27 protein-coding genes are annotated in these 26,636 nt (G+C 54.9%); 12 read left to right on the top strand and 15 right to left on the bottom strand.

Annotation, left to right across the window (positions count from 1 at the left end):
• Positions 1–2: 2 nt before the first annotated feature.
• Both tssC and tssB read right to left on the bottom strand, forming a co-directional pair.
• Positions 3–1,484 (bottom strand): type VI secretion system contractile sheath large subunit, encoded by a 1,482-nt coding sequence (gene tssC, locus CPH80_RS16580; protein ID WP_096279529.1) that lies wholly within the window; start codon positions 1,482–1,484, stop codon positions 3–5.
• A gap of 64 nt (positions 1,485–1,548) precedes the next feature.
• Complete coding sequence (tssB, locus tag CPH80_RS16575) at positions 1,549–2,043, bottom strand: type VI secretion system contractile sheath small subunit (protein WP_096279527.1); 495 nt, start codon at positions 2,041–2,043, stop codon at positions 1,549–1,551.
• Positions 2,044–2,334: 291 nt separating this feature from the next.
• Here tssB and CPH80_RS16570 point away from each other — a divergent pair, with 291 nt between their 5' ends.
• Positions 2,335–2,595, top strand: a complete 261-nt coding sequence (locus CPH80_RS16570) for an acyl-CoA-binding protein (RefSeq protein WP_096281718.1) — start codon at positions 2,335–2,337, stop codon at positions 2,593–2,595.
• 63 nt (positions 2,596–2,658) lie between these two features.
• Here CPH80_RS16570 and CPH80_RS16565 read toward each other — a convergent pair whose 3' ends face one another.
• Positions 2,659–3,117, bottom strand: coding sequence for a hypothetical protein (locus CPH80_RS16565; RefSeq protein ID WP_227520222.1), 459 nt, complete (start codon positions 3,115–3,117; stop codon positions 2,659–2,661).
• 205 nt (positions 3,118–3,322) lie between these two features.
• Here CPH80_RS16565 and greB point away from each other — a divergent pair, with 205 nt between their 5' ends.
• Both greB and CPH80_RS16555 read left to right on the top strand, forming a co-directional pair.
• Entirely contained in the window at positions 3,323–3,796 is a 474-nt protein-coding gene (gene greB, locus CPH80_RS16560; protein WP_096279525.1) for a transcription elongation factor GreB, read from the top strand.
• 294 nt (positions 3,797–4,090) lie between these two features.
• On the top strand, positions 4,091–4,372 hold the full coding sequence (locus tag CPH80_RS16555; protein WP_096279523.1) for a hypothetical protein: 282 nt from the start codon (positions 4,091–4,093) through the stop codon (positions 4,370–4,372).
• Here the strand turns inward: CPH80_RS16555 and CPH80_RS16550 are convergent.
• The 6 genes from CPH80_RS16550 to ftsY all read right to left on the bottom strand — a co-directional run bounded on the left by CPH80_RS16550 (position 4,369) and on the right by ftsY (position 10,626).
• On the bottom strand, positions 4,369–5,856 hold the full coding sequence (locus CPH80_RS16550) for a sensor histidine kinase (RefSeq protein WP_096279521.1): 1,488 nt from the start codon (positions 5,854–5,856) through the stop codon (positions 4,369–4,371). The genes CPH80_RS16555 and CPH80_RS16550 overlap by 4 nt on opposite strands.
• Positions 5,843–6,523, bottom strand: a complete 681-nt coding sequence (locus CPH80_RS16545; RefSeq protein WP_096279519.1) for a response regulator transcription factor — start codon at positions 6,521–6,523, stop codon at positions 5,843–5,845. The genes CPH80_RS16550 and CPH80_RS16545 overlap by 14 nt, the downstream gene beginning before the upstream one ends.
• A gap of 173 nt (positions 6,524–6,696) precedes the next feature.
• On the bottom strand, positions 6,697–7,557 hold the full coding sequence (gene rpoH / locus CPH80_RS16540) for an RNA polymerase sigma factor RpoH (RefSeq protein ID WP_096279517.1): 861 nt from the start codon (positions 7,555–7,557) through the stop codon (positions 6,697–6,699).
• 197 nt (positions 7,558–7,754) lie between these two features.
• Positions 7,755–8,768, bottom strand: coding sequence for a permease-like cell division protein FtsX (gene ftsX, locus CPH80_RS16535; protein WP_096279515.1), 1,014 nt, complete (start codon positions 8,766–8,768; stop codon positions 7,755–7,757).
• Positions 8,758–9,447, bottom strand: a complete 690-nt coding sequence (gene ftsE / locus CPH80_RS16530; RefSeq protein ID WP_096279513.1) for a cell division ATP-binding protein FtsE — start codon at positions 9,445–9,447, stop codon at positions 8,758–8,760. Before ftsE ends, ftsX begins: the two co-directional genes overlap by 11 nt.
• A gap of 27 nt (positions 9,448–9,474) precedes the next feature.
• Positions 9,475–10,626: a signal recognition particle-docking protein FtsY gene (ftsY, locus tag CPH80_RS16525; RefSeq protein ID WP_096279511.1), complete on the bottom strand. Its 1,152-nt coding sequence runs from the start codon at positions 10,624–10,626 to the stop codon at positions 9,475–9,477.
• 159 nt (positions 10,627–10,785) lie between these two features.
• On the opposite strand from ftsY, the gene rsmD reads away from it, so the two are divergent.
• Complete coding sequence (gene rsmD / locus CPH80_RS16520) at positions 10,786–11,457, top strand: 16S rRNA (guanine(966)-N(2))-methyltransferase RsmD (protein ID WP_096279509.1); 672 nt, start codon at positions 10,786–10,788, stop codon at positions 11,455–11,457.
• On the opposite strand, the gene CPH80_RS16515 is transcribed toward rsmD, so the two are convergent.
• Positions 11,440–12,618 carry a fatty acid desaturase gene (locus CPH80_RS16515; protein WP_096279507.1) on the bottom strand — a complete coding sequence of 393 codons (1,179 nt, stop codon included), beginning with the start codon at positions 12,616–12,618 and terminating at the stop codon, positions 11,440–11,442. The two genes, rsmD and CPH80_RS16515, sit on opposite strands and share 18 nt — an antisense overlap.
• A gap of 159 nt (positions 12,619–12,777) precedes the next feature.
• On the opposite strand from CPH80_RS16515, the gene mutM reads away from it, so the two are divergent.
• The 7 genes from mutM to CPH80_RS16480 all read left to right on the top strand — a co-directional run bounded on the left by mutM (position 12,778) and on the right by CPH80_RS16480 (position 19,307).
• Positions 12,778–13,590: a bifunctional DNA-formamidopyrimidine glycosylase/DNA-(apurinic or apyrimidinic site) lyase gene (gene mutM, locus CPH80_RS16510; RefSeq protein ID WP_096279505.1), complete on the top strand. Its 813-nt coding sequence runs from the start codon at positions 12,778–12,780 to the stop codon at positions 13,588–13,590.
• A 213-nt stretch (positions 13,591–13,803) separates the two neighbouring features.
• Positions 13,804–14,136 (top strand): hypothetical protein, encoded by a 333-nt coding sequence (locus CPH80_RS16505; protein ID WP_096279503.1) that lies wholly within the window; start codon positions 13,804–13,806, stop codon positions 14,134–14,136.
• A 67-nt stretch (positions 14,137–14,203) separates the two neighbouring features.
• Positions 14,204–14,893 carry a GMP/IMP nucleotidase gene (gene yrfG, locus CPH80_RS16500; protein WP_096279501.1) on the top strand — a complete coding sequence of 230 codons (690 nt, stop codon included), beginning with the start codon at positions 14,204–14,206 and terminating at the stop codon, positions 14,891–14,893.
• 41 nt (positions 14,894–14,934) lie between these two features.
• The gene (hslR, locus tag CPH80_RS16495; protein WP_096279499.1) at positions 14,935–15,342 is read left to right on the top strand and encodes a ribosome-associated heat shock protein Hsp15; all 408 of its coding nucleotides are present in this window, start codon (positions 14,935–14,937) and stop codon (positions 15,340–15,342) included.
• Positions 15,343–15,410: 68 nt separating this feature from the next.
• The gene (hslO, locus tag CPH80_RS16490) at positions 15,411–16,265 is read left to right on the top strand and encodes an Hsp33 family molecular chaperone HslO (RefSeq protein WP_096279497.1); all 855 of its coding nucleotides are present in this window, start codon (positions 15,411–15,413) and stop codon (positions 16,263–16,265) included.
• A gap of 173 nt (positions 16,266–16,438) precedes the next feature.
• Complete coding sequence (locus tag CPH80_RS16485; RefSeq protein ID WP_096279495.1) at positions 16,439–17,971, top strand: phosphoenolpyruvate carboxykinase; 1,533 nt, start codon at positions 16,439–16,441, stop codon at positions 17,969–17,971.
• 238 nt (positions 17,972–18,209) lie between these two features.
• Entirely contained in the window at positions 18,210–19,307 is a 1,098-nt protein-coding gene (locus CPH80_RS16480) for a histone deacetylase (protein WP_197703566.1), read from the top strand.
• 6 nt (positions 19,308–19,313) lie between these two features.
• Here the strand turns inward: CPH80_RS16480 and CPH80_RS16475 are convergent, their stop codons facing one another.
• The gene (locus CPH80_RS16475) at positions 19,314–21,377 is read right to left on the bottom strand and encodes a TRAP transporter large permease subunit (protein ID WP_096279491.1); all 2,064 of its coding nucleotides are present in this window, start codon (positions 21,375–21,377) and stop codon (positions 19,314–19,316) included.
• Between the two features lie 27 nt (positions 21,378–21,404).
• Positions 21,405–22,514 carry a hypothetical protein gene (locus tag CPH80_RS16470; RefSeq protein ID WP_227520221.1) on the bottom strand — a complete coding sequence of 370 codons (1,110 nt, stop codon included), beginning with the start codon at positions 22,512–22,514 and terminating at the stop codon, positions 21,405–21,407.
• 307 nt (positions 22,515–22,821) lie between these two features.
• On the opposite strand from CPH80_RS16470, the gene CPH80_RS16465 reads away from it, so the two are divergent.
• Positions 22,822–22,983: an HU family DNA-binding protein gene (locus tag CPH80_RS16465; RefSeq protein ID WP_096281712.1), complete on the top strand. Its 162-nt coding sequence runs from the start codon at positions 22,822–22,824 to the stop codon at positions 22,981–22,983.
• A 57-nt stretch (positions 22,984–23,040) separates the two neighbouring features.
• On the opposite strand, the gene CPH80_RS16460 is transcribed toward CPH80_RS16465, so the two are convergent.
• The 3 genes from CPH80_RS16460 to CPH80_RS16450 all read right to left on the bottom strand — a co-directional run bounded on the left by CPH80_RS16460 (position 23,041) and on the right by CPH80_RS16450 (position 26,613).
• Positions 23,041–24,078, bottom strand: coding sequence for a putative solute-binding protein (locus CPH80_RS16460; protein ID WP_096279489.1), 1,038 nt, complete (start codon positions 24,076–24,078; stop codon positions 23,041–23,043).
• 214 nt (positions 24,079–24,292) lie between these two features.
• Positions 24,293–25,594, bottom strand: coding sequence for a dihydroorotase (locus tag CPH80_RS16455; RefSeq protein ID WP_096279487.1), 1,302 nt, complete (start codon positions 25,592–25,594; stop codon positions 24,293–24,295).
• A complete protein-coding gene (locus tag CPH80_RS16450; protein WP_096279485.1) occupies positions 25,591–26,613 on the bottom strand; it encodes an aspartate carbamoyltransferase catalytic subunit in 1,023 nt (340 codons plus the stop codon). Before CPH80_RS16450 ends, CPH80_RS16455 begins: the two co-directional genes overlap by 4 nt.
• Positions 26,614–26,636 lie beyond the last annotated feature (23 nt).

Genomic DNA, 26,636 nt, shown 5'->3' with positions numbered 1-26,636 from the left:
GATTATTCCTTGTCCAGACGGCCTACCAGCGACAGTTCGAAGTTGGCACCCATGTATTTGAAGTGCGGACGCACGGCCAGGGATACTTGGTACCAGCCCGGATCGCCTTCTACATCGGAAACCGTTATCTTCGCTGCGCGCAGCGGGCGGCGGCTGCGCACTTCGGCTGGCGGGTTTTCCTGGTCGGCTACGTACTGGCGAATCCAGGTGTTTAGCTCGCGCTCCAAATCCTGGCGCTCTTTCCAAGAGCCGATCTGCTCGCGCTGCAGCACCTTGATGTAGTGCGCCAGGCGGTTAACGATCATCATGTAAGGCAGCTGGGTACCCAACTTGTAGTTGGTTTCCGCTTCCTTGCCTTCCTTGGTGTTCGGGAACTGCTTAGGCTTTTGCACGGAATTGGCAGAGAAGAAGGCTGCGTTGTCACTGCCTTTACGCATGGTTAGCGAGATGAAGCCTTCGTCAGCCATTTCGTATTCGCGACGGTCGGTGATTAGCACTTCGGTCGGGATCTTGGCTTCTAGCTGACCGAACGATTCAAACAAGTGAACCGGCAGGTCTTCAACCGCACCACCACTTTGCGGGCCGATAATGTTCGGGCACCAGCGGTATTTGGCAAAGCTTTCAGTCAATCGGGTAGCGAGCAGATATGCGGTGTTACCCCACAGGTAATGCTCGTGGTCGCCGGAGACTTCTTCCTTGTAGTTGAAGCTGCTTACCGGGTTTTCGCTCGGATCATAGGGCACCCGCAGCAGGAAGCGCGGAGATGCAAGGCCCAGGTAGCGGGCGTCTTCGGACTCCCGCAGTGAACGCCACTTGGCGTATTTGGGGCCTTCAAAAACGGCGCTCAGTTCCTTGATGGCCGGCAGTTCCTGATAGCTGTCTACACCAAAGAAAGACGGCGCAACAGAAGACAGGAAAGGCGCGTGGGCCATGGCACCAACAGATGAAACATACTGCAACAGCTTGATGTCTGGGGTGGACGGTGTGAAGGCGTAATTGCCCACAATAGCGCCTACGGGCTCACCGCCAAACTGGCCATATTCGGTAGAATAGATGTGCTTGTAGAAACCGGTCTGGGTAACGTCGGGCGCAAACTCGAAGTCTTCCAGCAGTTCGGTTTTGGTGGCGTGCAGGATATCCACCTTAATGTTCTCGCGGAAATCGGTGCGATCAACCATCAGCTTGAGGCCGCGCCAGGATGATTCCAGTTCCTGCAGCGTAGGCGCGTGCAGGATTTCATCCATCTGCGCGCTGATTTTACGATCTAGCTCGACGACCATTTGGTCGACCAGTGCTTTGTTGACTGGCTGGCCTTTCTCTTCACTTTTCAGAAGATTGGCGATAAATGTTGCGACGCCTTTGCGGGCGACATCGTAGCCCTCATCGGCCGGAGCCATGCGACTATTGGCCATTACTTGGTCAAGCAACGAGCCTTCCGTTACGGATTCCGAGGCAGCAGATTGCTGCGCAGCAGTATCAGACATACCACATCCCTTCAGTACGTGATTGATATTTAGTGTTGTGCACCGCACTCAGGCGGAGCCTTGATTACTCGCTGTCTGTAGCTAATTCCAACTCAGACAACAGCGTTTCCCGGGCATCGTCGTCATCCAGCAATTCCTGCAGCTTGGAACGGAACGAAGGCACATTACCCAGTGGTCCCTTTAGGGCAACCAGAGCTTCCCGTAATTCAATCAGCTTTTTCATCTCGGGAACCTGACGGGCAATGCTATCGGGCGAGAAATCATCCAAGGTTTGGAATTCGAGGTTTACCGGCAGTTCGTCGGTTTGCTCTTCCAGTTGGTTGGATACAGTGGTGGAAAGCGTAAGACCTGCTTCCTTCATGACAGAACGAAAGTTGTTCTTGTCGACGGAAATAGCCTTGCGTTCTTCGATGGGGGTTTCTTCGGCGTGTCCTTTGAAATCACCAACTACGAACATTTTCAGCGGCAGCTCTGTTTCAGCCTGCTGATCTCCGGTGGCGGGGACATATTTGATATTGATGCGCTCTTTCGGCGCGACAGAACCGTCTTTAGACGACATGGCTTGCTCCCTGTGCAAATCATTTGCAGTTGTTCAATCCTTGGCGCATACCTTCCTGGTACGCAGCGACAAAACTGTACACAAATAATTCTGATTTCTCAAGCAATAATTGGCCAGAAAGTCATCAAAACGTGCGAACGGGCAAACTTTTGCCAAAGCAGTTGCGCCTGTGCCTTGCTGGCCGAAGCAACTGGAAAATCGGTCAATGACGAGGAGGAGCACCGTGGCTATACTCCTGCAAACGCCAATAAACTTGACGGTAATATCACAACAACCAAGGAGGAAATGGATATGAGTGATTTGAAAACCAAGTTCGACGAAGCGGTAAACTACATCAAAACTGCAGAAGGTGACTTCAAGCCTTCCAACGAGATGAAGCTGGAGTTTTACGCTCTGTACAAGCAGGCAACCGAAGGCGATGTGTCGGGCAAGCGCCCGGGCATGATGGATTTTGTTGGCCGCGCCAAATATGACGCCTGGGAAAAATGCAAAGGTATGTCAAAAGACGACGCCATGCAGAAGTACCTCGATAAGCTCGAAGCCGTCAAATAAGCCCACGCTTTCTGATCCCGGCAAACATCCGCCGGGATCATCTGCCCTGATTCAGCGCAACAATCAGCGACCGGTCATATTCACATTGAGTGTTTCATATGTGCGATTTTCCGGCGGACGGATCACGTAGTTGTTGCTATGCGTCTGCCCAGGAATGGATTTTGGTGTACTGAAGCGGAACTCCACCGGTATTTCGGAGCGCCCGAGATCGGTACGGCCATCACGAGGCTGCAATGCCAGCGGATCCAGATAGAAATCATCGTTGCCTGCCGGCTGAACGGGAACCCCCTCGGCCGGAGCGGCCAAACCACCCTCGATTACCGTATCTGACAGAGCATCTTCCGCAATGGATCGGAACGAGATGGTTTCCAGCGTTGAGCGTTGTTCAATCTCAAACGCCGCCCCCTCGGCAGAACTGGTCTGCGCACTGGCCGATCCTGCTACCATAAGAAGGACAGCTGCAGGCATAAGCCCTAGGCGTATCAATTCAGGCGATCTGACAATACGATGCAAGATATTCATAGCGTCCATCCTGATCTGGGACACACTTTCTCCGAAAGGTGTCAATTTTTGATCAGTCTATCGCCAAACCGACCGTGTTTCTCGGTTGATTGACCGTTTTGTGACAACTTTCACTGGTGTGCATGATTAAATCGCTATATGCGCGCTGTGGGCATTTAGCTCGCGCAAGTTTGCAACTTCCCTCTGTGCAAAAACAGGAGCCGTCTTGAAAACACCACTCATTACCAGGCAGGGCTACGATGACCTGCAAAAAGAGTTGGATGAGCTCTGGCGATTTGAGCGCCCGGAGGTCACAAAAATGGTGACATGGGCTGCCGGCCTTGGCGATCGTAGTGAAAACGCGGATTATCAGTACAACAAGAAACGGCTCCGAGAGATCGATCGCCGGGTGCGCTATCTGAGGCGCTGCCTAGAAAACATTAAGGTGGTGGAGCATCGACCTGAGCAAGAGGGAAAGGTCTTTTTCGGAGCTTGGGTAGACGTTGAAAACGATTACGGAAAGATCCTAACATTCAGAATCGTGGGCTACGATGAGATTTTTGACCGCAAGGACTATATTTCCATTGATTCCCCCATGGCCCGGGCACTGTTGAAAAAGGAAGTGGGCGACGAAGCCCAAGTGAAAACCGATGCTGGAATTATCACCTGGCACATCAATGCCATTGGATACAATAGATAACGCATCTGGCCAAACACTGCCCTCAGACACTAATGCCTAGGCATAAAAAAACCCCGTAAAAACGGGGTAAAGCTAGCGCTGTGCTGTACACAGAAGCAAGCGGCTATTGAGGCTTGCTTCTGTGTACATGGTTCATTATCCATACCTGGCATTACCACGCCCTTGCCGATGAATTACTTTTTGGTCAGGGTAAGCTCCACAGCTATGGTAGAAATTAGGTTGTACACTCTAGGGAACGTCGATAGTTTTCAGACATCAGACCTTATATCCGCTCCCAGCTATGGAGATAGCAGAATGAATACACAGAAGCTCCTGAATATGGCTCTTCAAGGCGTCGATTCCTTGGGCTATCGCCTCGACCAGATGGGCATTACCGGAAAGATCAACCGCCACAATGTTGCAGCTTTCCTGATGGCAGAGCAGAAACACCTTGAAGGGGAGTGGGACAGCATTCAGGTTCGCCTGAACCTTCGCCGCTCTCAGTTTGAGCAGATTACCCAGCAAATTGAAACGCGAACGGATGCCCTGATCGCGCCAGTTATGTCACAGGTAAACCGGTTCCGCCCGAGCCACTAAGGCTCAGGTACGACCGGCTTCTGTGGCGTAGGCGCATCACCGCCAGCTGGCTCGCGTGCCTGCTCTGCTTGAGTAGCTCTGATGCGTTTACGTACACGGGCGGGAGCCGGCATGTACACAGCAACTGTCAGGCCTGGCGGTTGCTCATCCTCGTAGGTATCGCTAAGTACAATTCGCCCCTTATGGATATCAGCAACGGCACTCACCAAGCTGAGACCCAAACCGTTGCCGGGAAGAGAACGACTTTTGCCAACCCGGTAAAATCGCTGGAACACCTGATCCTTCTGATCATCAGGAATACCGATACCGCTGTCTCTTACTTCAAAAACGGCCTCGTTGCCCTCTTTCCGGACGGCCACACCAATCGTGCCGTGCTCAGGCGTGTATTTGATTGCGTTATCAATCAGGTTGCTGATCATCTGAAATAACAAATCCCGATCGCCTTCAATGATCACACCGGCCTCAAGGGATTGCTCAAACGCCTGCTCTTTAACCTCCGACAATGCCTCATAAAGCTCACACGCATCGGATACCAGTTCATCCAGAGCTACCCGCTTCATATCGGATGAATTACCTTTAGTCTCAAGACGCGCGATACGCAATAAAGCATTAAAGGTCGCCAGTAGCTGGTCTGCCTCTGCAACGGCTCGGCCAGCCTGCTCACGGGCTTCGTCGTTGTCGACGGACATCAGCGTGTTCTCAAGCTGGTTCCGCAACCGCGTTAGAGGCGTACGAAGGTCATGGGCGATACTGTCAGACACATGGCGGATACCTTCCATCAGGTACACTATGCGGTCGAGCATCTGATTCAGGTTTTCCGCAAGCTGGTCAAAATCATCCTCTGTGCCACGAGTGGGTATGCGCAGGGAGAGGTGGCCGTTCATGATTCGTCGGGAGGTGGTATTGATAATCTCGATACGCCGAGTTGTGCTTCGGCTCATCAGAAAACCGCCGAGCAGCGCCAGCGCAAGGGTGATTCCCATACCCCAGTTGATGGCTGCTTCAATAACCCGTTTGAGAGCGGTAAGTTCGTCAACATCCCGGCCAACAAGTAGCCTCAAACCACCCTGAACTTCAAAAATACGGGCACGGGCCAAGCGTTCGGAGCCAGTCCAACCCACAGACGAGCTGAGCGTAAAGTTTATCCAGCCACTTTCTGAGCGGGAGCCTACTGGCCAGGTCTCGATATTACCGGCTAACTTGAGGAAGTCTTCGGTGGTCAGCAGATAAATAGTTTTTGCATTGGGATCGCGGGCAACCCGCTCACGAATAATCGTGATCAGGCCGTTTACGCCTCGCCCCCGGTACTGCTCGGCCAGCCCGGCGATTTCCGCTTCAATAGTTTCGTCGGTCTGAGCGGTCATAAAGCCCGCTGTACGCCAGTAAATAAAGGCCAGTAACAAAAATACCGAGGTGGCAAACACCACCATGTACAGCAGGGCGAGCTGAAAGGACGATGTCCTGAGCTGGCTAAGCAGTTTCACGTAGCATGTATCCTGCACCACGTATGGTTTGCAGCAAGGGTGTTTCGAATTCTTTGTCGATCTTCGCCCGGAGGCGGCTAATATGCACGTCGATGACGTTCGTCTGGGGGTCAAAATGATAGTCCCAAACTTTTTCCAACAGCATAGTCCGAGTAACTACCTGGCCGGCGTTGCGCATCAGATATTCCAGCAACCGGAACTCCCGGGGCTGAACATCAATATTCTGGCCGGAGCGTTTCACCGTCCGGGCTAGCAGATCCATTTCCAGGTCGGCCACCCGCAGCACGGTTTCGGTTTCTGCAGACTGGCGGTGCCGGCGTACCAACGATTCAATCCGGGCGAGTAGCTCGGTGAAGGAGAAGGGCTTGGTGAGATAGTCATCGCCGCCGCCCCGCAGGCCTTCAACGCGATCGTCTACATCACCCAGGGCGCTCAAAATCAGAATCGGCACCTTGTTTCCTGTGGCCCGCACCGTTTTGATAATAGACAGCCCGTCCATACCTGGAAGCATGCGGTCGACAATCATAATGTCGTAGTCTTCGCTGGCGGCCATCATCATGCCGTCCTTGCCGTCGGCAGCATGATCGACCACAAAGTCTGATTCTTTCAGCCCTTTTACAAGATAGTTTGCTACGTCCTGATCGTCTTCTATTACCAGTGCTTTCACCAGATCCCCTCCTAATAGCGGATTACTTTAACAACAGAGTACGAATAACTCGGGACACGGGCCAGTTACGATCTTGTAAGAGGGTGTCGCAAACGGCGACGGTCAGCCACAAACAAAAACGCCACCTACCTTACGGTGGTGGCGTTTTAACGTTTTACCAGTGAACTGCCGGCTCAGGCAGCCTCAACCATCTGCACTCGAATCTTTTTCATGGCATTTTTCTCTAGCTGTCGAATACGCTCAGCAGAGATGCCATACCTGTCAGCTAACTGATGAAGGGTTGCTTTGCTCTCAGACAACCAACGCTCACGCAGAATATCTTGGCTGCGCTCATCGAGCATTCCCAACGCTTGCATCAGGCGCCCATTGGAATTTTCCGTCCAGTTCGCGTTTTCAAGCTGAACAGCCGGATCGCTGCGATGATCTTCCAAGTAATACGCAGGCGACTTGTAGGCGTTGTCATCGTCATCGTCCATCGGGCCATCAAAGGCGGTATCATGGGAGGCTAGGCGACCCTCCATTTCTCGCACAACCCTTGGCTCAACACCCAAGTCTTCTGCCACCGCGTGCAGCTCTTCGTGACTCAGCCACGCCAGTTTTTTCTTCTGGCTACGCAAATTGAAGAACAGCTTACGCTGAGACTTGGTGGTTGCCACTTTCACAATGCGCCAGTTGCGCAGAATGAACTCGTGAATTTCCGCCTTGATCCAGTGCACAGCAAACGATACCAGCCGCACCCCGTATTCGGGATTAAAGCGCTTTACAGCCTTCATCAAGCCCACGTTGCCTTCTTGGATCAGGTCAGCCTGTGCAAGACCATACCCTGAATAGCTGCGGGCAATGTGAATAACGAAACGCAGGTGAGAAAGCACCAGCTGGCGGGCCGCGTCCACGTTTTCTTCGTAGTGAAGGCGCTCGGCCAATTCCCGTTCTTCATCCACGGTTAATACCGGAATGCGGCTCGCGGCCTGTATATAAGCCTCGAGATTGGCGCCCGGAACCAGTTTTTCAAGAAGCTGTAAACTCGTACCCATGCTTTAATCTCCGAACTTGGCAGCCGCATAATATAACGGATAAAGATTAGACCACCAAGAACCCTTAAAGTTCCCGAAATTCCCAGTAAAACGTTTTAAATCAACAAAATGGGAAATCCGCCCAGACTTTTCTCTACTTAAGAAGCTACCCCGGAACAAGCTTCAGTTTCAATACGGTTTTACCGCAACCCGGATCATCAACCGCCGGCAATTTCACCCGGCTCAATGTCATCCAAGTGACGCTTTACTGCAACCCAAGCGCCCAACCAGCCTAGCAGCATCGCTGCAATAATCAATGCAAGCGCACCATCAACACTCAGCCCGTTAAGCGAGAAGTCACTACGATAGAGCCCAGCAAGACGTTCAACCGGCCCGCTCAGCCACCACAGAGAAAGCTGCAGCATTATCCAAGCAACAACGCCGCCACCCAGGCCAAACCAGGCGCCCGTGTACAGAAACGGCCGGCGCACAAAGCCATCGGTGCCACCCACCAACTTGGCCACCAAAATCTCATCACGACGACTTTCAATCGACAACCTTACGGTATTGCCAATAACCAGCACCACGGCCGCGGCCAGCAGTATTGCAAGCGCCCATACAGCTCGTGCGAGCAAGTCTGTCATGGCATTAAGGCGCTGCAGCCAGCCAAGATCCACTTGAACCTGTTCTACGCTGCCCATGCCTTCAATAAACGTGACCAGCCCTGCCACACCCTCTGCAGACCGGGCATTCTCCTCGGGGGTGATCAGCAGTGTGTGGGGCAAAGGATTTTCTTCTAGGTAATCCAACGCGTCATCAAGCCCCGATGAGGCTCGAAACTCTGCCAACGCCCGATCCCGGTCAACCAGCTCCAGCTCTGCCACACGGCCGTCGGCCTTAATTTCACTGGCCAATTCCCGGGTCTGCTGGAGGCTGGCGCTCAATTTCATGTAAGCCGTCACCCGGGCGCTGCTTTCCCAGCCGGCACTCACGCCCTGAAGGCTGGTTAACAGCAGCAATAACGCAACGGGCAACGCCAGAGCAACACCCATGACTGTCCAGGTCATAAGACTTGCCACTGGCGTTCGCCACATGCGACCGGCGCTGTCACGGGCGACTTTTCGATGATGAGTGAAATAGGACTCTGCCTGCTCACGCCAAGGCGACCGAGCAACTCTGGCTCCCCGCGCTGGGTCTGCCTTACGGGGTCTGTTTGAAGGGTCAGCGGCCACTGACGCCTCCCTGCAACGGCTTGCCACCAACAATTAGGTTGCCGTGATCCAGAGTCAGTGTGCGCCGGTCCATTTCGCTAATCAGAGCAAGGTCGTGACTGGCGATCAGCACCGTGACCCCTACTTGGCTGAATTGCGCGAACAGATTCATGATGTCTGCCGACAGCTCCGGGTCCAGGTTGCCCGTTGGCTCATCCGCTAACAGCAACGATGGCTTGTTTACTACCGCGCGGGCAATACCTACGCGTTGTTGCTCACCGCCGGAGAGCTGTAGAGGGTTCATTTTTTCCTTGCTGAGCAGGCCAACCTTATCCAGCGCCGCACGCACACGCCTCCCCACATCACGGGGAGAGGCGCCCATCACTTCTAAGGGCATGGCAACGTTATCGAACACCGTACGGTCAAAGAGTAACTGGTGGTTTTGGAACACCACGCCGATATGCCGGCGAATATAGGGAATCTGCCGCCTCGGCAGGCTATTGAGAACCTGACCACCAACAACCACTTCGCCGGCACTGGGCCGCTCCATAACCATGACCAGTTTCAGCAGGGTACTTTTGCCCGCGCCAGAGTGCCCTGTGAGAAACGCCAGCTCACCGCGACCCAGGTGAAAATTCACTTGGCGCAATGCGGTATGGTCACTGTCATACCGCTTGGTAACCTGACGGAATTCGATCATGGCGGGCTGCTGCTCCACAAGGCCGGATTATTCAGCAAACAAAGCATCCACAAAGGTCTCGGCGTCGAAGGTGCGCAGGTCATCAATCTGCTCGCCAATGCCGATAAAGCGGATGGGAAGCTGCAACTGGCGGGCAATCGCGAACACGATACCGCCTTTGGCTGTGCCGTCCAGTTTCGTTAAGGTAATGCCCGTTACGCCAACTACCTTCTGGAACACCTGTGCCTGGCTCAGAGCGTTCTGCCCTGTGCCGGCATCCAGCACCAGCATTACCTCGTGGGGAGCATTTTCGTCGAGTTTTTTCATAACTCGGACAACTTTTTCAAGCTCGCTCATCAGGTTGTCTTTGTTCTGTAGACGGCCCGCGGTATCAGCAATCACCACATCCACACCGCGCGACTTGCCCGACTGGATCGCGTCAAAAATCACCGAAGCACTGTCTGAACCTGTGTGCTGAGCCACGACCGGAACGTTATTGCGTTCGCCCCAAACTTGCAGTTGCTCTACCGCCGCAGCACGGAACGTGTCGCCTGCCGCCAGCATTACAGACTTACCTTCGCCCTGGAGCTTCTTGGTGAGCTTGCCGATGGTGGTCGTTTTGCCTACGCCATTTACACCAACCATCAAGATTACGTACGGCTTTGCCTCTGTATCAACGATCAGAGGTTTGGTGGCGTCCTTGAGTAACCCACGCAGTTCGTCACGCAATGCATTGCGCAGGGCTTCGCCATCGTTGAGCTGATTGCGCTCAAGCTTGTCGGTGAGAGATTCAATAATTTCCGAGGTTGCGGTTACGCCTACATCTGCCATCAGCAGTGTGGTTTCGATTTCTTCCAGCAAGTCTTCGTCAATCTTTTTGCCGACAGAGAACAGATCCGCCATGCCGCCTGTCAAGCTTGCCCGAGTTTTGCCCAGGCCCTGCTTGATGCGCTCAAAAACACTAACCTGGGGTTCTGGTTCTGCTTCTGGCTCAGGAACTTTTTTCGGCTCCGGCGCAGACGCAGCTTCTGCGACTTCCTTCTCAATCGGTGGCGCGGGCTCAGGGCCTTTCACGGCCTCCGGTTTGCGTTGAGGCACAGGTTTCGGTCGCGGCACACGGCGGCGATTGCTGGCAATATCCAACACAAACACGAACACAAGAAGGGCCAGAAGGCCGACTGAAATCCACTCTGCCATCATAAATTCATACCATCAATCTGAATGGGCGGGACAAATAAGGCGAATATTCTAGCAGACTGTCCCGGGTAAGTGAGGATGACGTGAATTATCATGGAAGGCTCGATTTCCGCTAAGATACGCCCCGCACAGCGAATCCAATCCGCCTCGGGAGCCGACGACATGAAGCGCAGAAAACCCACAGGCCCGCGCCCTGCCAGCAAGCCGTCCAAGGAAGTTGCCCGGGGATCAAGCCAAAGCCAAAAATCTTCGGGCGACCTGCGCATTATTGGCGGTGATTGGAGAAGCCGGAAGCTCCGCTTTCCTAACGCAGGCGGCGTGCGCCCGACTCCGTCCCGCACGCGGGAAACACTGTTTAACTGGCTTTCGTTTCACTTAGCGGGAAGCGACTGCCTCGATCTGTTTTCCGGTTCAGGCGCACTGGGGCTAGAAGCACTTTCCAGAGGCGCGGCCCATGCCACTTTTGTTGATAACAACGCCGCGCTATCAACAGCACTAAGAGGCAATCTCCGGCTGCTTGGATCTGAATCCGGTACGGTGGTGTGCACCGGCGCGGATGCCTATCTCGACCAACGTACACGACAGCCGTTCGATATTGTCTTCATGGACCCACCGTTTCGGCAAGGCTGGCTAGCCGCCTTGCTTCCGCTGCTGCACGACCAAGGCTGGGTGAAACCCGGCGGCTGGGTGTACGTAGAGCATGAGAGTGACATCCCCGTACCGGCTGCACCCGCCAACTGGAAGCTGCACCGCCAGAAAACCGCCGGACAGGTCACCTACTGCTTGTACAGGGTGGCACACACGGGTGCCGAAGATTCAGGCAGCGGGGCGTAGAGAGTACGCCCGTAAATGCGCCGAAAAATCTTCCAGATACCGGATGCCACTGGCCTCCGCTTCTTTGCACCACTCTATCAGGGCCTGCAGTTTATCTTGGGGCTTGAGCCCACGCTGACGCCAGAGAGCCTGTAACTCATTGCTCTTCTCATAAATTTGGCGCAAAACCGCATTGCTCTCCAGAACCGACTCCAGCGTTTCCTTTTCCCGCGGCTTTATCAGGGTTACTTCCCGAGAGAGAAGTTGCCTGAGTTTGCGGTACCGGGGCCAGATCTCATCGTTCATCAGGCTCTTTTGCTGACGCAAAACCGGCTCTGTCACCCGCTTGCGATATTGACGCATAATATCAAAGCGGTTGTTGGCGATGGCCTGTACAGTTTCCACATCCATATCCTGCTTGCCCGGCACATGGTGAGCAATTGGGCGATACCCTTTAGGTTTGGCAAGCCCGAACAGCTGAAACAGGCGAATGTAGCCCCAACCAATATCCAGTTCGTACCAACGACGCGAGAGTTTGGATGAGTTTGGATAGGTGTGATGATTGTTGTGCAGCTCTTCACCACCAATCAATAGCCCCAGCGGAGAAATATTGCGGGCATTGTCAGCACATTCAAAGTTACGGTAGCCCATCCAGTGGCCGACTCCGTTCACTACGCCGGCCGCCCAGAAGGGTATCCAGACCATCTGTACAGCCCAAATCCAGATGCCGTGCACACCAAAAAGCGCCAGGTTAATGACCGCCATCAGCACAATGCCCAACATCCTGTAGCGGCTGTATACGTTGCGCTCTACCCAGTCTTGCGGAGTGCGCTGGCCGTAGCGCTCTAGATTCTCAGCCGTAGCCGCTGAGGCGTAAAGCTCTGCTCCCTCAAATAGAACCTTTTTTATGCCGAGTATCACCGGGCTGTGAGGATCCTCTGCCGTTTCACACTTGGCATGATGCTTACGGTGGATCGCTGTCCATTCTTTGGTATTCTGCGCTGTCGTCAGCCACAACCAAAAGCGGAAAAAATGCATCAGTACAGGGTGCAGATCCAGAGAGTTGTGAGCCGAATGACGATGCAGGTAGAGCGTTACACTGATAATGGTGATGTGGGTCATACCCAGAGTAACCAGAATGAGCTGCATCACTGACAGGCCAAGAAGACCGTTAAACCACATAGTTAATCCTCAAATCAAAATCCAGGGCGACCGCAAAATCGCCAGCAACCATACTTTAGCGTACAGGTGTTAGCCACAACAACAGCCTTTGGGGGCAAATTTGTTACTGTTCACACTTACCGAACAACACGCCCCTACACTTAACCGGAGACCGGATGCGTGCCCGAATTACCCGAAGTTGAAACAACCCGGCGCGGTGTAGCGCCTTACTGCGAAGGACAAACCGTCGCCCGAGTAACGGTGCGCAATGGCAGCCTGCGCTGGCCGGTGCCCGAGGACTTGGCTGCGCAAATGGAAGGGCAGATTATACGAACCGTGGATCGGCGCGCGAAATACCTGTTCCTGAACCTGGATCACGGCACCGCCATCATTCATCTTGGCATGTCCGGCAGCCTTCGCATCATCACCGACAACACGCCTGTACAAAAACACGACCACATAGATCTTGTGCTGCATTCCGGCGTTATTCTGCGCTTTAATGATCCCCGTCGGTTTGGCTGCTGGCTATGGTCTGATTCCGCAGCGACGCACCCGCTGATTGCCAGCCTTGGTCCAGAACCGCTATCGCCGGAATTCACCGGCCGGATGCTGTTCCGGCTATCGCGGAGTAAAAACACTCCGGTAAAGTCCTTCATCATGGACAGTCACGTAGTTGTCGGCGTTGGCAACATATATGCCAACGAAGCCCTGTTCAAAGCCGGCATTTACCCCCGACGCAAGGCCGGGCGCATCAGCCTGGATCGTTACCTGCGTCTTGTGGAGTCCATTCGGGAAACCCTGAGCGCCGCGATTCTGATGGGGGGCACTACCCTGCGAGACTTCGTCAACAGCGACGGCAAGCCGGGCTATTTCGCCCAGTCTCTTCTAGTATATGGCCGATCCGGCGAGCCTTGCCCTCAGTGCGGAACTCCGTTGAAAGAAATCCGCATGAGCGGCCGATCCACGGTGTACTGCGGCCGGTGTCAGCGATAGTTTCGTGTAACTCTCTGCCGAAACCACACTGAAATGCTCCGAGTTGCACAATTCGCAACGGAAATTCGTTTGAAAATACGTAAATATGATTCATAGTTAACAGAGGATTAATGCCCGATAGTTACAATAAGGTTCGATCTTCCCGATACGAACCCGGTACTGGTTAGCGACAGCCCGGTACCAACGGGGCCCCAAAAGTTCAGGAGATAGATCATGATCCGCAATATTTCACGCACCCTGGTTGCCACTGTGGCGGCATGCCTGATGGCCTTTTCATCTTTAGGCTATGCACGCGCCATAGATGAAACCCCATCCGCACTGGCTATGGCAGGTGATGCTGTGTTTGTGCGCCCGGTGCTGCTGGCCACCACCATTTTGGGAAGCGCCGTGTACTTGGTGTCTCTGCCATTTTCTCTGCTCGGGGGCAACGCTGAAGAAGCGGGAGAAGTTCTGGTAGTAGGCCCGGCGAAAGCAACCTTTGTACGTTGCCTGGGCTGCACCAAATCAGGTCGAAAGCCAGAGACCGTCGAACAATCTGATAAGTAATATTCCGGCTTGCCTTAGGCCGGGATCTTCGGCAGCCTGACGAAAACTCTTCAGGCTGTTTTTATCTATGATCAACTGGACTTCTCTCGAAACCGTGTTCCTAGACATGGACGGAACACTGCTTGATCTGCATTTCGACAACCACTTCTGGCTAGAACACCTGCCCCGGCGCTATGCCGAGCAATACGGCCTGCACCCTGATGAAGCCAGGGATAAACTGATCACTATGATCATGGCCGAAAGAGGCAGTCTCAACTGGTATTGCACTGATTACTGGAGCGAGCGGCTGGCCATGGATATCACTGGCCTTAAGTCTGAGGTCAGCGACCGCATCGGCTACCTCCCGCACGTGGCAGATTTTCTTCAGGCGCTCAAAAAAACGGGCCTGAAATCCGTGATTGTAACCAACTGCCACCCTGATCCCTTGGAACTTAAGCTACAACGCACCGGCCTGGGTAGCTTTGTAGATGGCATTGTCTCCAGCCATCAACTGGGCAAGCCAAAAGAAGACACCACGTTCTGGAAGGATCTGCAGCAACTGGCGCCCTACCGGGCACAAACCACACTCATGGTGGATGATAGCTTCCCGGTGCTAGAAAGCGCCCGGTCAGCGGGGATCGCCCAGTGTCTGGGTGTTCTCGCCCCCGACAGCAAGCAAGCCGCCCGGGAGTCTCATCCCGAGATACCCTGTGTCCATCACTTTGATGAGATCCTGACGGCTATGCACCAACAAAGGCCCCTGCCATCTGCTGGCTGAGAGCGTTATAATTCGGGCACACGCTCACCAAGTGAGGAGACATGGCGGCATCCACTCCAGACAATCAGCGGGTAAGACTCGATAAATGGCTTTGGGCTGTGCGCCTTTACAAAACGCGCTCTCTGGCTAAAGAAGCGGTTGAAGGTGGCAAGGTTCGCTACAACAGCCAACGCTGCAAGCCCGGCCGCCTGGTTGAACTCGGCGCCACGCTTACCCTGCGCTTGGGCTGGCAAGAACAGATTATTGTAGTAGACGACATCAGCGAACGCCGCCGCGGCGCGCCAGAAGCCCAGATGCTCTACCATGAAACCGAAGACAGCGTAAAAAAACGGGAAGATCTCGCGCGGCAGCGCAAGACCATGCAGGCCTCACAGTTGACGCCAGCGCGGCGACCTTCCAAGAAAGACCGTCGCGATCTTCAACGATTCCGTGACCAGAACGGCATCTGAGCCTAACCACCCTGCCACTTGCCTCTATCACTCACCGATTAACGCACCCCGTTTTCAGGAGAACCAGCATGGCATCCCGCGACCAGTTCCAGCGTTTTATATTTGAGCATAGCCAGGTGCGCGGAGCCTGGGTACAGCTTGATGAGAGCTTCCAAGAGATCGTCAACCAAGCGCCCTACCCCGAATCAATCCGCGGCCTGCTGGGCGAAGCCCTCGTGGCCAGTATCGTTATGAGCAGTAGCCTGAAGTTCAAGGGCACCTTATCTATCCAGGCCCAAGGCGAAGGCCCGCTGCGAACATTGATGGCAGAATGCAGCCATGATCGCAAAATCCGTGGGTTAGCGAGGTTTGATGAGCACGCGGTAAGCGAGGAAAGCTTTCACAACCTACTGGGCGACGGGCGCATGGCCATTACCATCGAGCCCAACCAAGGCAACCGCTATCAGGGCGTTGTGCCTAGGGAGCGGGACAGCCTTGCGGGATGCCTGGAAGAATATTTTGAACGCTCTGAGCAGATCCCCACCAGCCTGTTCCTGTTTGCTAGTGAAAACGGAGCCGCGGGCCTGATGCTTCAGCGTTTGCCGGGGGCCACCGAACAGGACGATGAACTCTGGGAGCGCGTCAACCACTTGGCACGCACTGTTGAAGCCGATGAACTGCTGGAGCTGGACAGCGAAACCCTGCTGCACCGGCTGTTTAATGAAGAAACCGTGCGGCTTTTTGACGCCGAAACCGTGGCGTTTCAATGCAGCTGTTCTCCGCAACGGACCCTCAATGCGCTGGAAGCCATCGGCAAAGACGAGTGTTACAGTATTCTGGACGAACAGGGCACCATAGAGATGGACTGCCAGTTTTGCCACGCGCACTATCGCTTCGATAAGAATGATATTGATCATCTTTTCGCTGGCCATACGTTACACTAGAGATAGTTATGGATTCGCCCGGAAGCCAGCATTCATGCGGCGTTCGGCGCGGTCGTTTTTTACTGGCGCCTCTGGCATAATAGCGCGCCTGAACTGACCCGATTGTTCAGTTTTCCGCCAATGTTCGGGGGCGGCCTGAGCAATCACGAAGACATCCCGAGGGCGAGGTCGAAGTGAGCAACACTTATAATGATCTGAGTACAGCACAACTGGTGGAGCAGGCACTTGCGCGTAACGAAGGCCAATTGTCTTCCAACGGCTCACTGGTCGTAAAAACCGGTGAACATACCGGCCGATCTCCTATGGATCGCTATATCGTCGAAGAGCCGAGCACCTCCGACGACATCCATTGGGGGCCAATCAACCGTCCGTTCGACGCCGATAAATTCGATGCCCTTTGGGATCGTGTAGAAGCCTACATTGCCGAAAAGGACAGCTTTTTTTCGCTGGTTCACGTCGGCTCCGACCCCGAGCATTATCTGCCGGTCAAAATGACCACTGAGACCGCCTGGCAGAACCTGTTTGGCCGCAACCTGTTTATTCGCCCGGAAAACTACAACCAGGCTGACAAACAGGAATGGCAGCTTTTGAACGCCGCCAATTTTAAGTGTGTACCCGAGCGCGACGGCACCAACAGCAGTGGCTGCGTGATCATTAACTTTTCTCGCCGCAAAGTACTTCTGGCTGGGATGCGTTACGCCGGCGAGATGAAAAAAGCCATGTTCTCCGTGCAGAACTTCTTACTGCCCGAAAAAGATGTGCTGCCAATGCACTGCTCTGCCAACGTGGGCGAAGATGGCGAAACCTGCCTGTTCTTCGGCCTCTCCGGCACCGGCAAAACCACCCTCTCTGCCGACCCGCATCGCTTCCTGATTGGCGACGATGAACACGGCTGGGGCCCAGGCACTGTCTTCAACATCGAAGGCGGCTGCTATGCCAAGTGCATCGACTTAAGTAAGAAGAACGAACCCATTATTTGGGATGCTATCCGTTTCGGCGCTATTGTTGAAAACGTAACCATAGATCCCGAAAGCCGCAAGCCAGATTACAGCGATGTTTCCCTCACCGAAAACTCCCGTTGTGCCTACCCGCTTGAGCACGTGGAAAAACGTGTGCTTGAAAACCGTGCTGGCGAGCCGTCCCACATCGTGTTCCTGACCTGTGACATGACCGGCGTGTTGCCTCCCGTGTCGATCCTGAGCCGTGAAGGCGCGGCTTATCACTTCCTGAGCGGCTATACCGCACTGGTTGGCTCCACGGAAATGGGCTCATCGTCCAAGCTTAAGTCCACCTTCTCTACCTGCTTTGGCGCCCCGTTCTTCCCGCGTCCGGCGGGCGTGTACGCCGAGCTGCTAATGAAGCGTATTGATGAGTACGGAAGCAAGGTTTTCCTAGTCAATACTGGCTGGACCGGCGGCTCCTATGGCGAGGGTACTCGTTTCAGCATTCCGACGACCCGCGCTATTATCAGTGGGATTCAGAACGGTGATCTGGACGATGTCGAAATCGAACACCTGCCTACCCTCAACGTAGACGTACCCAAGCAAGTGCCGGGTGTTGATTCTGTTCTGCTGAACCCGCGAGACACCTGGACCAGCGCCGACGCCTACGACAAAAAAGCAGAAGAGCTGATTATCCAATTCGTGGAAAACTTCAAGAAATTTGATGTTTCCGATGCGATTGTTGAGGCCGGCCCAAAACTCTGAGTCTGCCTTACTTTAAAAAAAGCGCCCTGCGACAGCACGGCGCTTTTTTTGTGTCCGATCCGGAATTTCCCACGCCCCTCAGTTTCCCGCATCTAGTTATACGGTCACTGTTTTTTCCGCTTTGCCATGGACCATTGGATCGCTTGCCTCGGATTTTAGGTCTATGCTTGTACAACAATTGTGCACGCATCGCACCAGGCAACTTGGTGCTGCGAGCCGGCGTTTTAAGGAGGATAGCGTGGCTGACAATAGAAATGTGACCGTTTTTTACGATGAGCGAGTGCTTGCTCATTTCCCGGACACTAACGTCGACTTCCTGCCAGGACGGCTAGACAAGCGAGTTAGAGCAATCCTGTCAGGCCTGAATGTACAGTGGAAGTACCCGGAACACCCCGGCCGGCTGACCGCGATCATGGAGTTGCTGGCCCGGGAGCCTATTCCAGGTGTGCAAATCGCAACAGGGCAGAAAGCAACGCGAGAACAACTGGCACGCGTTCACACCACCTCGTTTCTGGATCATATTTTTGAACTGCGCAACCAAAGTGCTTGGCTGGATGTGGATACAACAGCGGTCTCACCCGGTAGCATTGAGGCTGCGGAAGTCGCCGCCGGCACCGCAATTGCTGCGGTTGAAGCGGTTGTAAAAGGCGACAGCCGGAGCGCGTTTGCAATTGTCCGCCCGCCAGGGCATCACGCGGAGCCGACCCGTGCACGGGGTTTTTGCCTATTCAACAATGTAGCTGTGGCCGCCGCCCATGCTCAGGCCGAGCTAGGGTGTGAACGGGTACTGATTATTGATTGGGATGCCCATCACGGTAATGGTACCCAGGATATTTTCTGGGCAGATCCGGATGTGCTGTTTTTTGATATGCACCGGGCCTCGCCCTTTTATCCCGGCAGCGGTGCGCTGGCGGACGTAGGAGCAGGGCTGGGAGAAGGCACTGTTGTTAACGTTCCCATGGCGGGCGGCGCGGGTGACGTGGCGTACCTGAAAGCTATGCGGGAAATATTGGTGCCCGCGGCGAACTTTTTCAAGCCCGATCTGATTCTGGTCTCCGCCGGCTTTGACGCACACTCGTTTGATCTGGCTCTCAACGTAACGTACGAGGGCTTTGCCGCGATGACCCGTGTGCTCCAGCAGATTGCTGACAAACACTGCAATGGCCGCTTGGCCATGGTTCTTGAAGGTGGCTACAACACGGAATCCCTGTCTAAAAGCGTACACGCTGTCTTGGGCGTATTAGCGGGCGCTGAGCCACCAGAGCCTAAGGTCTGCGGTATCGAGGAAGTCGACGCTGCCATCGACTTCCACAAAGACGCCTTCAAACCTGAGTGATGCCGATCAGGCGTAGAACAGCAATGGCACAAACGCCACCAGTATCAGCGAAAGGCCCATGGCAATCAGAGGCATGATGATACGCTCGTGACGCTGATAGAACGTCCCGCCCTCCTCCAGCGCGGCCTGCACCTCGGCGGCGCCAACCACTTGCCGCGTTAGCAGATGGTTCAAAGCCACCGGCGGGCTCAAGTAGCCCAGCTCAAAAGCCACTAGGGTCACCATCCAGAAATGGATAGGATGAATGCCGCTGGAATAGGCAATGGTTGCCACGGTTGCTGTAACAAGAATGACGGCGCCGAAGGCATCCATAATCATCCCCAGAATCACCAGAATGACCACCATCAGCAACATGGCAGACCAGGCACTATCGAACGCCTGAGGGAAGGCCTGCATGATCTCGGAGCGCTCAATCACACCACCTATGCTCACCGATAGACCCAGTAACAACAGCAGCGCGCCAATCTCCGCGGTCGTGTCGTTGGTGGCCCCGCGCACACTTCGCTCTAACCCATGATGGTTGAGCTCACCAGACGCCGTGCCCTTCCGATTCTTAAAGCTTAGGTGCTCGTACAGCAGGATAGCCAACATGATGACCGGCAACAGACGCGGTGCCGAAAACTCATCCATACGCACGCCCAGCGCATAGCGATAAAGCATCACAACACCCACGATCACCAGTATATACGGGATCAACGACTTAAAGGCGTGAAGCGTGGCCGGCAGGGCCTCGGAAACCGGCGCCAGATTAAACTTGCTCTGACGGTTTACGGTGAGCGCAACCGTGGTGAACATAACTGCGGTCAGCACAAACACCCAGATGCCCCAGCTGAACAGGTCGTCTGTGGTCACTTCCCGGTTGAGGTAGGCGATAACGACAACCAGCAGGCAGGGGCGCAACACGACACCTAGGGAACCCGACATTGCGGTGGCCGCAAGCGCCAGTTGCCGGCGGGCACCCGCTGCACGCAGCTCGCTGTAGATGACGGCGCCGGCGGCAATGACAAAAATGCCCGAGGCACCGGTATAAGCGGTTGGAACTGCCGCCACCAGTACCGCAACCACAGCCAACATTTCCGGCGGCATGCGCCAGGGTCGGAACAGATCGAACACCAGCGGGGCGAGGCGAGTCTGTTTAAGCATCATGCCCACCCAAACGTACAGGCCCACGTTAAGGAACATGTCCGCCAGCTCCATCATTTTACCCAGATAGATACCTATACCCGAGGCATGGCCGATCAGAGCGAAATAGGTTCCGGAAATCAGGCACATTACGGTGTACAACGGCACTGCGAGGAACGCCTTGTTCAGGTTTCCGCCAGGCGCGAGATCGGGCGGCACGCGAATCAGCCGGTAGGCGCTGGTGAGCGTGAGGCACGCAAACCCGATAACCCAAAAATTGTGCAGCAGCAGGTCTTCAGAGGAACCCGTTGCCTCAGGACCTATGCTGGATTGACGAAAGATCAGGCTGGAGCCCAACAGCATCGCATTGGCAACGGTCTGAAGCGTGAGGGAAACCGTGTAGTCCAAACGGGTTTCCATGGCTCGCATGGCAATATGGTGACGGGTGAGGGTCGCGGTGACGGCGCACAGCATAACGAGCAGTACCAGAATGTACCTTTGAGACCCGAGGCCAAAGGCAATCAAGTCGGCAACGAACAGTTCTACCGCGCGATAGGCTTTAACACCCGGCGTAAGCTTATCCCGGCGGCTGTCATAGCTTTGGTGGGCGGCTCTGCAATCAGCCACAGAACGCTCAATAGCAAGCCGCACATCGGCAGGGTCTTTCTCCTGAGCGCCCAGCAACGCGGCCATAGAGTTATCGGCGGCTGGCCCCTGAGACAGTTCGTGCGCCACTGCGGCTTCAATGTCCCGCTCTGGACTACAGGTTGGCGCAACCGGATCCATGCGCAGCTTGTAATAACCACTCCAGAGCTGCTCGCCGCCTCGCAGCATTTGGTTGTGAATATCGCTGCTTGTGGAAAAAAGAACCACAGACAACAGCAGCAGGCATGCAGGTAACGAAGAAAACCACTCCAAACCGCTACGTCGAAAACCACCCTTGAACATAACTATACACTCTGGAACGTTGACGGATTACAGCAGACCATCCAGGTCCATGGTCTCAACTTCTTTCTGCTGGTCATCCCAGAAGGTGCCAAGCTGGCCCAACGGTGTGCGATGGCCGGTATTCTCTACCCACAGGCGATCGGAGATTGCGACGATCATATTGGTCGCCATGGCGTCCACAAAAGCCCAATCTTCATTCGCGGAGCGAGCATCAAGCGACTCTGCGTGCTTACGGATCACCGCTTTCACCTTTGCCTCATCACCTTTGTTGGTGGCGGCAATTGCGTGGAAAACATGGCTAAGGCGAACACCCGCCTCCTCGCCCTGGCGATCGGCGGTGGCCAGCCGCTCAAAGGCGTCTTCACCTTCCGGCAGCGCGCCGGGCATCATAGACCATACTGTCGCTTTAAGCGCCATAGGCACGCCCCACCAATTGTCATTGTCTAGGCAGCTTGACGCTCGAGCCACAACAGAGCCCACGTTCTTGGGAACACCGATGGACGAGGTCGACTGGATCTCTGTGTTAAGAGCCTGCAAACCTGAAAGCAGACCGGCAAGGTAAATGAACTCATCCATGTCTTCGTCAAAGTCCGGGCACTCACCTGTACCAGGCTCACCGTAAAAAGCATTATGATGCTGCCAAGATTTCAGATAACGCTTTGATGCCAACGCGTAGGCGCGCTTCTGGCGAATCATGGCGTCTTCAGCCGCGTTGCCTTTTCCTTCATACAAGGCTGCCAAGGCCGCCAGCTCGTGCTCACGGCCTGCCTCTTCGGCACACCCGCCGGCTGAAAGGTAGAGCATTACAGCTAGCTGATCCGGCTCGTTGGTAACTCGGCCAAAGGACATAAGCAGCGGCGCTGTCGCCTCACTCATGGCGCAACCCATAGCCAGATCACCACTTTTCATCAAGTAGGGTATGGTGTGTTCACGGGAAAAACCCTGCATCACATCACCGGTGGTTTTGTAGATCATGTGATTGATTACGCCACAGCCGGACAAAAACGTGCCAAGGGCCAGTGCAACAAAGACTCCCCTGAACCGAACGACCGAACGCATAAACCCACTATTGGCAGAGTGCTGGCGGAGATCGTTCTGGGAGGAATACCCTGGCAATAAAGTTCCGGAATGCATCATAGTTTCTGCACCTTCTAATAAGCGTTTATATTGTTGTTCTGATTGCGCAGCCATCGCGCTTATGTTCTTTACGATGGGCCTCAATTTCTGCGCCCTGCCCTTGCCAGCCTGTTACAGACTGTAACCAGAGCGGCATTATGGCCTACAGTGCCCATGCGTTTTGAGACAGTCACCGCAAATGACGCCTATGTACACAGTTTTCACCAAGCCGGAGTTTGCACAAAGTGCCGCAAACCACTATAGGTTTAGACAACCACACGCCAGCCTGGCTGTGGCTTCGATGGACAAAAACAAAAAGGAATATCCGATGCGCAAACCTGAACTCACCGCAGCTATCGCCGAACGCACTGGCCTTACCCGCGAAGCACGGGATGGCAGAAACCCTCAAACCGGCGCATCCATCCGCATTCCAGCGACCAAGACTGTCGGTTTCAAAGCAGGCAAAGCTCTCAAAGACGCGATCCGCTAAACCTGAAGAGACCCGCCCGTTCTCACGGGCGGGTCTCTTTCAATGTTAGCCAACTTATCAGGAAGCACACTCGGAGCGGGCTGCATCTACACGGCAACGAATAGCCTTCATAAGCTTGATCGCTCGTTCGTCATACACCCCGTCTTCGAGCAATGAAAGGCGCACTTTACGCAGCATCTTGTCGTACTCGGCCGTATCTTCCTGCGGCAGGTTCATCCACACGTTTTCCGGTATCTCGGCTTCGGCCTGAGCGATGATTTCGTAGGCTTCGTCAAGGCGCTTTATGGATTCATCACGCACCATCTGGCCGGCGGATTCCGGGAAACGGTCACGATGGATAATAACCTGGAAATTCATATACCCGAGCGCATATTTAACCACTGCGCCATTAGGCTCAACGCCCTTGTAGAGTTCCAGAGGGGCATAGGCAACGGCCGGGGCATAGGCGAGATCCACACTCCCGTTGTTAAACTTACCGGCAAAATTTGCGGAATTGGAGCCGACTACCGATGCGCCCACGTGGCGAACCATACGAACAGATGCCTGGTCGTAATCCAGTGTTGCAATGCGTTTGCCCTGAAGCTTCGCAACCGAATCGATGCTGCGGTCACGAGTATGCAGGTAAATTGCGCCACCCGGGAATACACCAGCCACTTCATAAGGACCGTCTGTCAGCAATGGGCGGGCCTTGGGCTGGCTGAGGGTGTTATAAAGCAGGCGCATTTCTTCTTCACCTGGGACGGCACCCATGGCTTCCAGGCTACCGGTGAACTTGTTGAATTCGCGGGCACGAGTACCGGTAAGCAGCACGGCGTCGCACTGGCCTGCCTTGAAGTCTTCGGCGGCGACTTTTTCATCGGTGTAGGCGCTGAGATTAAGCTTGATGCCACTTTTAAGCGCAACGGGCTGAAATGTTTTCGTGATCGCAAACAGCGGCCCGTTGGCCCCGACCGGATCAAACACGCAGAAGCGTCGCTCCAAAAGTTCGCCACTGGCTTCGGCGTTTGTCTGGGCCTGTCCCAGTGAAGGCAGAGCAAGACTGGCGCACAGCGCGGCAGCCAAGGCCACCCATTGCGGGAAGATTACTGATTTCACGGGATGACTCCTGATTTTTTTATTGTCTGGCCACCGAGTTGTCATGTTATCTGGTGGGCCGCGTATTGTTGCGCTAACCTTATGGCAGAAGCCGCAAGAATACGTTGTCACAGGCGCCCTTTTTCAAGCGTTTTTAAGCAACATTCGGGATTATGTGACGGTGTCGACAAAGGCTTGCCTGCCTATGTCGCATTTTTTTGCAGATCGTTTGGCTTTAGCCGCTAGCCCAAGCCTCCCTCCCTTCTACCAGGGTAAGCTGCACCACACCAGGTAAAGGTCGACCCAGCATCGGCGCATGATGACCCGCCGACATCAGGGACTGGCTGCTTGGCGTCCAGTGCGACTCAGGATCAAACACGCAAAGATCGGCGATATCATCCTGACCAATCAAGGCGGGCCGGCCGATCACCGATGCCGGGGCCGACGTAAGCCCGCGAACCAGCTCAGCAAGCGTTAACTCACCCCTCTGCACAAGCTCAAGACCCAGCGAGAGCACGCTTTCTATGCTGGAAAGGCCGGGCTCAGTGTCTGGTAGAGGCGCCTGTTTGGCCGCGCTTTCGTGGGGCAGGTGCTGGCTTACGATGGCATCAATCACTCCGTCACGCACGCCAGCAACCAACGCCTTACGGTCCGCCTCCGAACGCAGCGGCGGGCGCAGGTGAAAACGGCTGTCAAAGCCCGACAGCGCACTTTCGGTAAAGACAAGTTGGTGCATGGCTACATCGGCAGTCACGGCAATACCCCGGCGGCGCGCATCTGCAATCATTTCAACACTGCGGCCACAGGAAAGCTGGCTCAGGTGCAGCCGTACGCCGGTTTCTTCCGCCAGCAATAGCATTTCCATGACGGATGCGGTTTCTGCCACCTCTGGAATACCCAGCAGACCAAGACGAGCCGTCACCAAGCCGTCATGAGCGTAACCATCCGCCGCCAGAGACTGGTTTTCCGGACGCAACATGACAGTCAGGCCGAACGTCTGGGCGTATGCCATGCAGCGCCGAAGTACTCGGGCACTGCGCACAACACGGGAGCCGTTGCCTACAGCAATACAGCCGGCGGCAGTAAGGCTCGCCATATCACTGAGCATGTCCCCGTCCAAACCACGGGTCAGCGCGCCCACGGGCAACACTCGGATGAGTGAGCTTGCCGCCGCTCCATCCCGAATGAGATGGGTGACAGCTCGGGAGTCATTAACCGGGGACGTTTCGGGGGGCACGCATACGGTCGTGAAACCGCCTCGGGCTGCGGCTCGGGATTCGGAGGCGATGTTGCCCTTTTGCCCATTGCCCGGCTCCCGCAAGTTGCAGTACAGATCCACAAACCCCGGGGTAATCACGCAGCTTTTCGCATCAAACGTTTGGTCGGCATCGGCTTTTTCAGCGGCTTCGCCTATGGCGGCAATGCGCCCGTTACGGATCAGTAGCGCACGGTTCGGCGTTTCACCACGATGGCCGTCCAGCAGTCGGCCGCCAGTAATTTTCAGGCTGGCGCGGGAGGATTGCTCATTACCGCTCATGCCAGGCCTCTCTCGTTCAGTTCACTCAGTTTTTGCTGGCGCTCTGCCACCTGACCACCCATAGCCATGGACATCACCGCCATGCGGATGGCAATACCATTGGTTACCTGGTTCAGGATGACCGATTGCGGGCCATCCGCCACGGCGGATTCGATTTCTACCCCGCGGTTAATCGGGCCTGGGTGCATGACAATGCATTCTGGATGCGCAAGTGCCAGCTTCTCTTGGCTCAACCCGTATAGCCGGTAAAATTCACGCTCGCTTGGCAGCAGAGCGCCTTCCATGCGCTCTTTTTGCAGGCGCAGCATAATAACGACATCCAAATCTTTCATGCCTTTGGCCATATCGTATTCCACGGCGCAACCGAGGCTTTCCACATCGTTCGGCAAGAGGGTGCCGGGGGCAATAACCCGTATCTGTTCGGCGCCCAGCTCGTTCAAGGCGCGAATTTGGGAACGAGCGACCCGTGAGTGCAAGATATCGCCCACTATGGCTACTTTCAGGCCTTCAAATCCGCCTTTGTGTTGGCGAATGGTCAACATGTCTAGCATGGCCTGAGTGGGGTGGGCGTGGCGGCCATCACCGGCATTGATAATGGCGACCCCGGGGGTCACGCTCTCAGCGATAAAGTGCGGCGCGCCGCTTTGAGCATGGCGCACCACAAACATATCGCTGGCCATGGCCTCGAGATTCAGAAGGGTGTCTGACAGAGATTCGCCCTTGGAGGCGGCGGAGGTGTTGATATCTAGGTTGAGCACGTCTGCAGAAAGCCGTTTGGCGGCAAGCTCAAACGTACTGCGGGTGCGGGTGCTAGGCTCAAAGAATAGGTTAACCACCGTGCGGCCCCTCAGCAGGGGTACTTTTTTGATGGTCCGCTCACCCACTTCGATAAAGGAATCTGCGGTATCGAGAATATCGGTCAGCAGCCCCTTGCTAAGGCCATCCAGAGTCAGAAAATGCCGCAATTGGCCGTCCCGGGTTAGCTGCAAATGGCTGGGAGAAGCTGCGTTCGCGGTCATGGTTTGCCTGCTATCAGGTTCGG

Source organism: Marinobacter sp. LV10R510-11A (assembly GCF_900215155.1).
Taxonomy (GTDB): domain Bacteria; phylum Pseudomonadota; class Gammaproteobacteria; order Pseudomonadales; family Oleiphilaceae; genus Marinobacter.
Note: the sequence above shows the minus strand (reverse complement) of the source record. Positions and strands in the feature narration are given on the sequence as shown.

What these genes read in the sequence shown, in the direction of transcription:
- tssC (WP_096279529.1), bottom strand. Translation starts at nt 1,484, where the DNA reads ATGTCTGATACTGCTGCGCAGCAATCTGCTGCCTCGGAATCCGTAACG.
- tssB (WP_096279527.1), bottom strand. Translation starts at nt 2,043, where the DNA reads ATGTCGTCTAAAGACGGTTCTGTCGCGCCGAAAGAGCGCATCAATATC.
- CPH80_RS16570 (WP_096281718.1), top strand. Translation starts at nt 2,335, where the DNA reads ATGAGTGATTTGAAAACCAAGTTCGACGAAGCGGTAAACTACATCAAA.
- CPH80_RS16565 (WP_227520222.1), bottom strand. Translation starts at nt 3,117, where the DNA reads ATGAATATCTTGCATCGTATTGTCAGATCGCCTGAATTGATACGCCTA.
- CPH80_RS16555 (WP_096279523.1), top strand. Translation starts at nt 4,091, where the DNA reads ATGAATACACAGAAGCTCCTGAATATGGCTCTTCAAGGCGTCGATTCC.
- rpoH (WP_096279517.1), bottom strand. Translation starts at nt 7,557, where the DNA reads ATGGGTACGAGTTTACAGCTTCTTGAAAAACTGGTTCCGGGCGCCAAT.
- ftsE (WP_096279513.1), bottom strand. Translation starts at nt 9,447, where the DNA reads ATGATCGAATTCCGTCAGGTTACCAAGCGGTATGACAGTGACCATACC.
- ftsY (WP_096279511.1), bottom strand. Translation starts at nt 10,626, where the DNA reads ATGATGGCAGAGTGGATTTCAGTCGGCCTTCTGGCCCTTCTTGTGTTC.
- rsmD (WP_096279509.1), top strand. Translation starts at nt 10,786, where the DNA reads ATGAAGCGCAGAAAACCCACAGGCCCGCGCCCTGCCAGCAAGCCGTCC.
- CPH80_RS16515 (WP_096279507.1), bottom strand. Translation starts at nt 12,618, where the DNA reads ATGTGGTTTAACGGTCTTCTTGGCCTGTCAGTGATGCAGCTCATTCTG.
- CPH80_RS16505 (WP_096279503.1), top strand. Translation starts at nt 13,804, where the DNA reads ATGATCCGCAATATTTCACGCACCCTGGTTGCCACTGTGGCGGCATGC.
- yrfG (WP_096279501.1), top strand. Translation starts at nt 14,204, where the DNA reads ATGATCAACTGGACTTCTCTCGAAACCGTGTTCCTAGACATGGACGGA.
- hslR (WP_096279499.1), top strand. Translation starts at nt 14,935, where the DNA reads ATGGCGGCATCCACTCCAGACAATCAGCGGGTAAGACTCGATAAATGG.
- hslO (WP_096279497.1), top strand. Translation starts at nt 15,411, where the DNA reads ATGGCATCCCGCGACCAGTTCCAGCGTTTTATATTTGAGCATAGCCAG.
- CPH80_RS16475 (WP_096279491.1), bottom strand. Translation starts at nt 21,377, where the DNA reads ATGTTCAAGGGTGGTTTTCGACGTAGCGGTTTGGAGTGGTTTTCTTCG.
- CPH80_RS16470 (WP_227520221.1), bottom strand. Translation starts at nt 22,514, where the DNA reads ATGATGCATTCCGGAACTTTATTGCCAGGGTATTCCTCCCAGAACGAT.
- CPH80_RS16465 (WP_096281712.1), top strand. Translation starts at nt 22,822, where the DNA reads ATGCGCAAACCTGAACTCACCGCAGCTATCGCCGAACGCACTGGCCTT.
- CPH80_RS16455 (WP_096279487.1), bottom strand. Translation starts at nt 25,594, where the DNA reads ATGAGCGGTAATGAGCAATCCTCCCGCGCCAGCCTGAAAATTACTGGC.
- CPH80_RS16450 (WP_096279485.1), bottom strand. Translation starts at nt 26,613, where the DNA reads ATGACCGCGAACGCAGCTTCTCCCAGCCATTTGCAGCTAACCCGGGAC.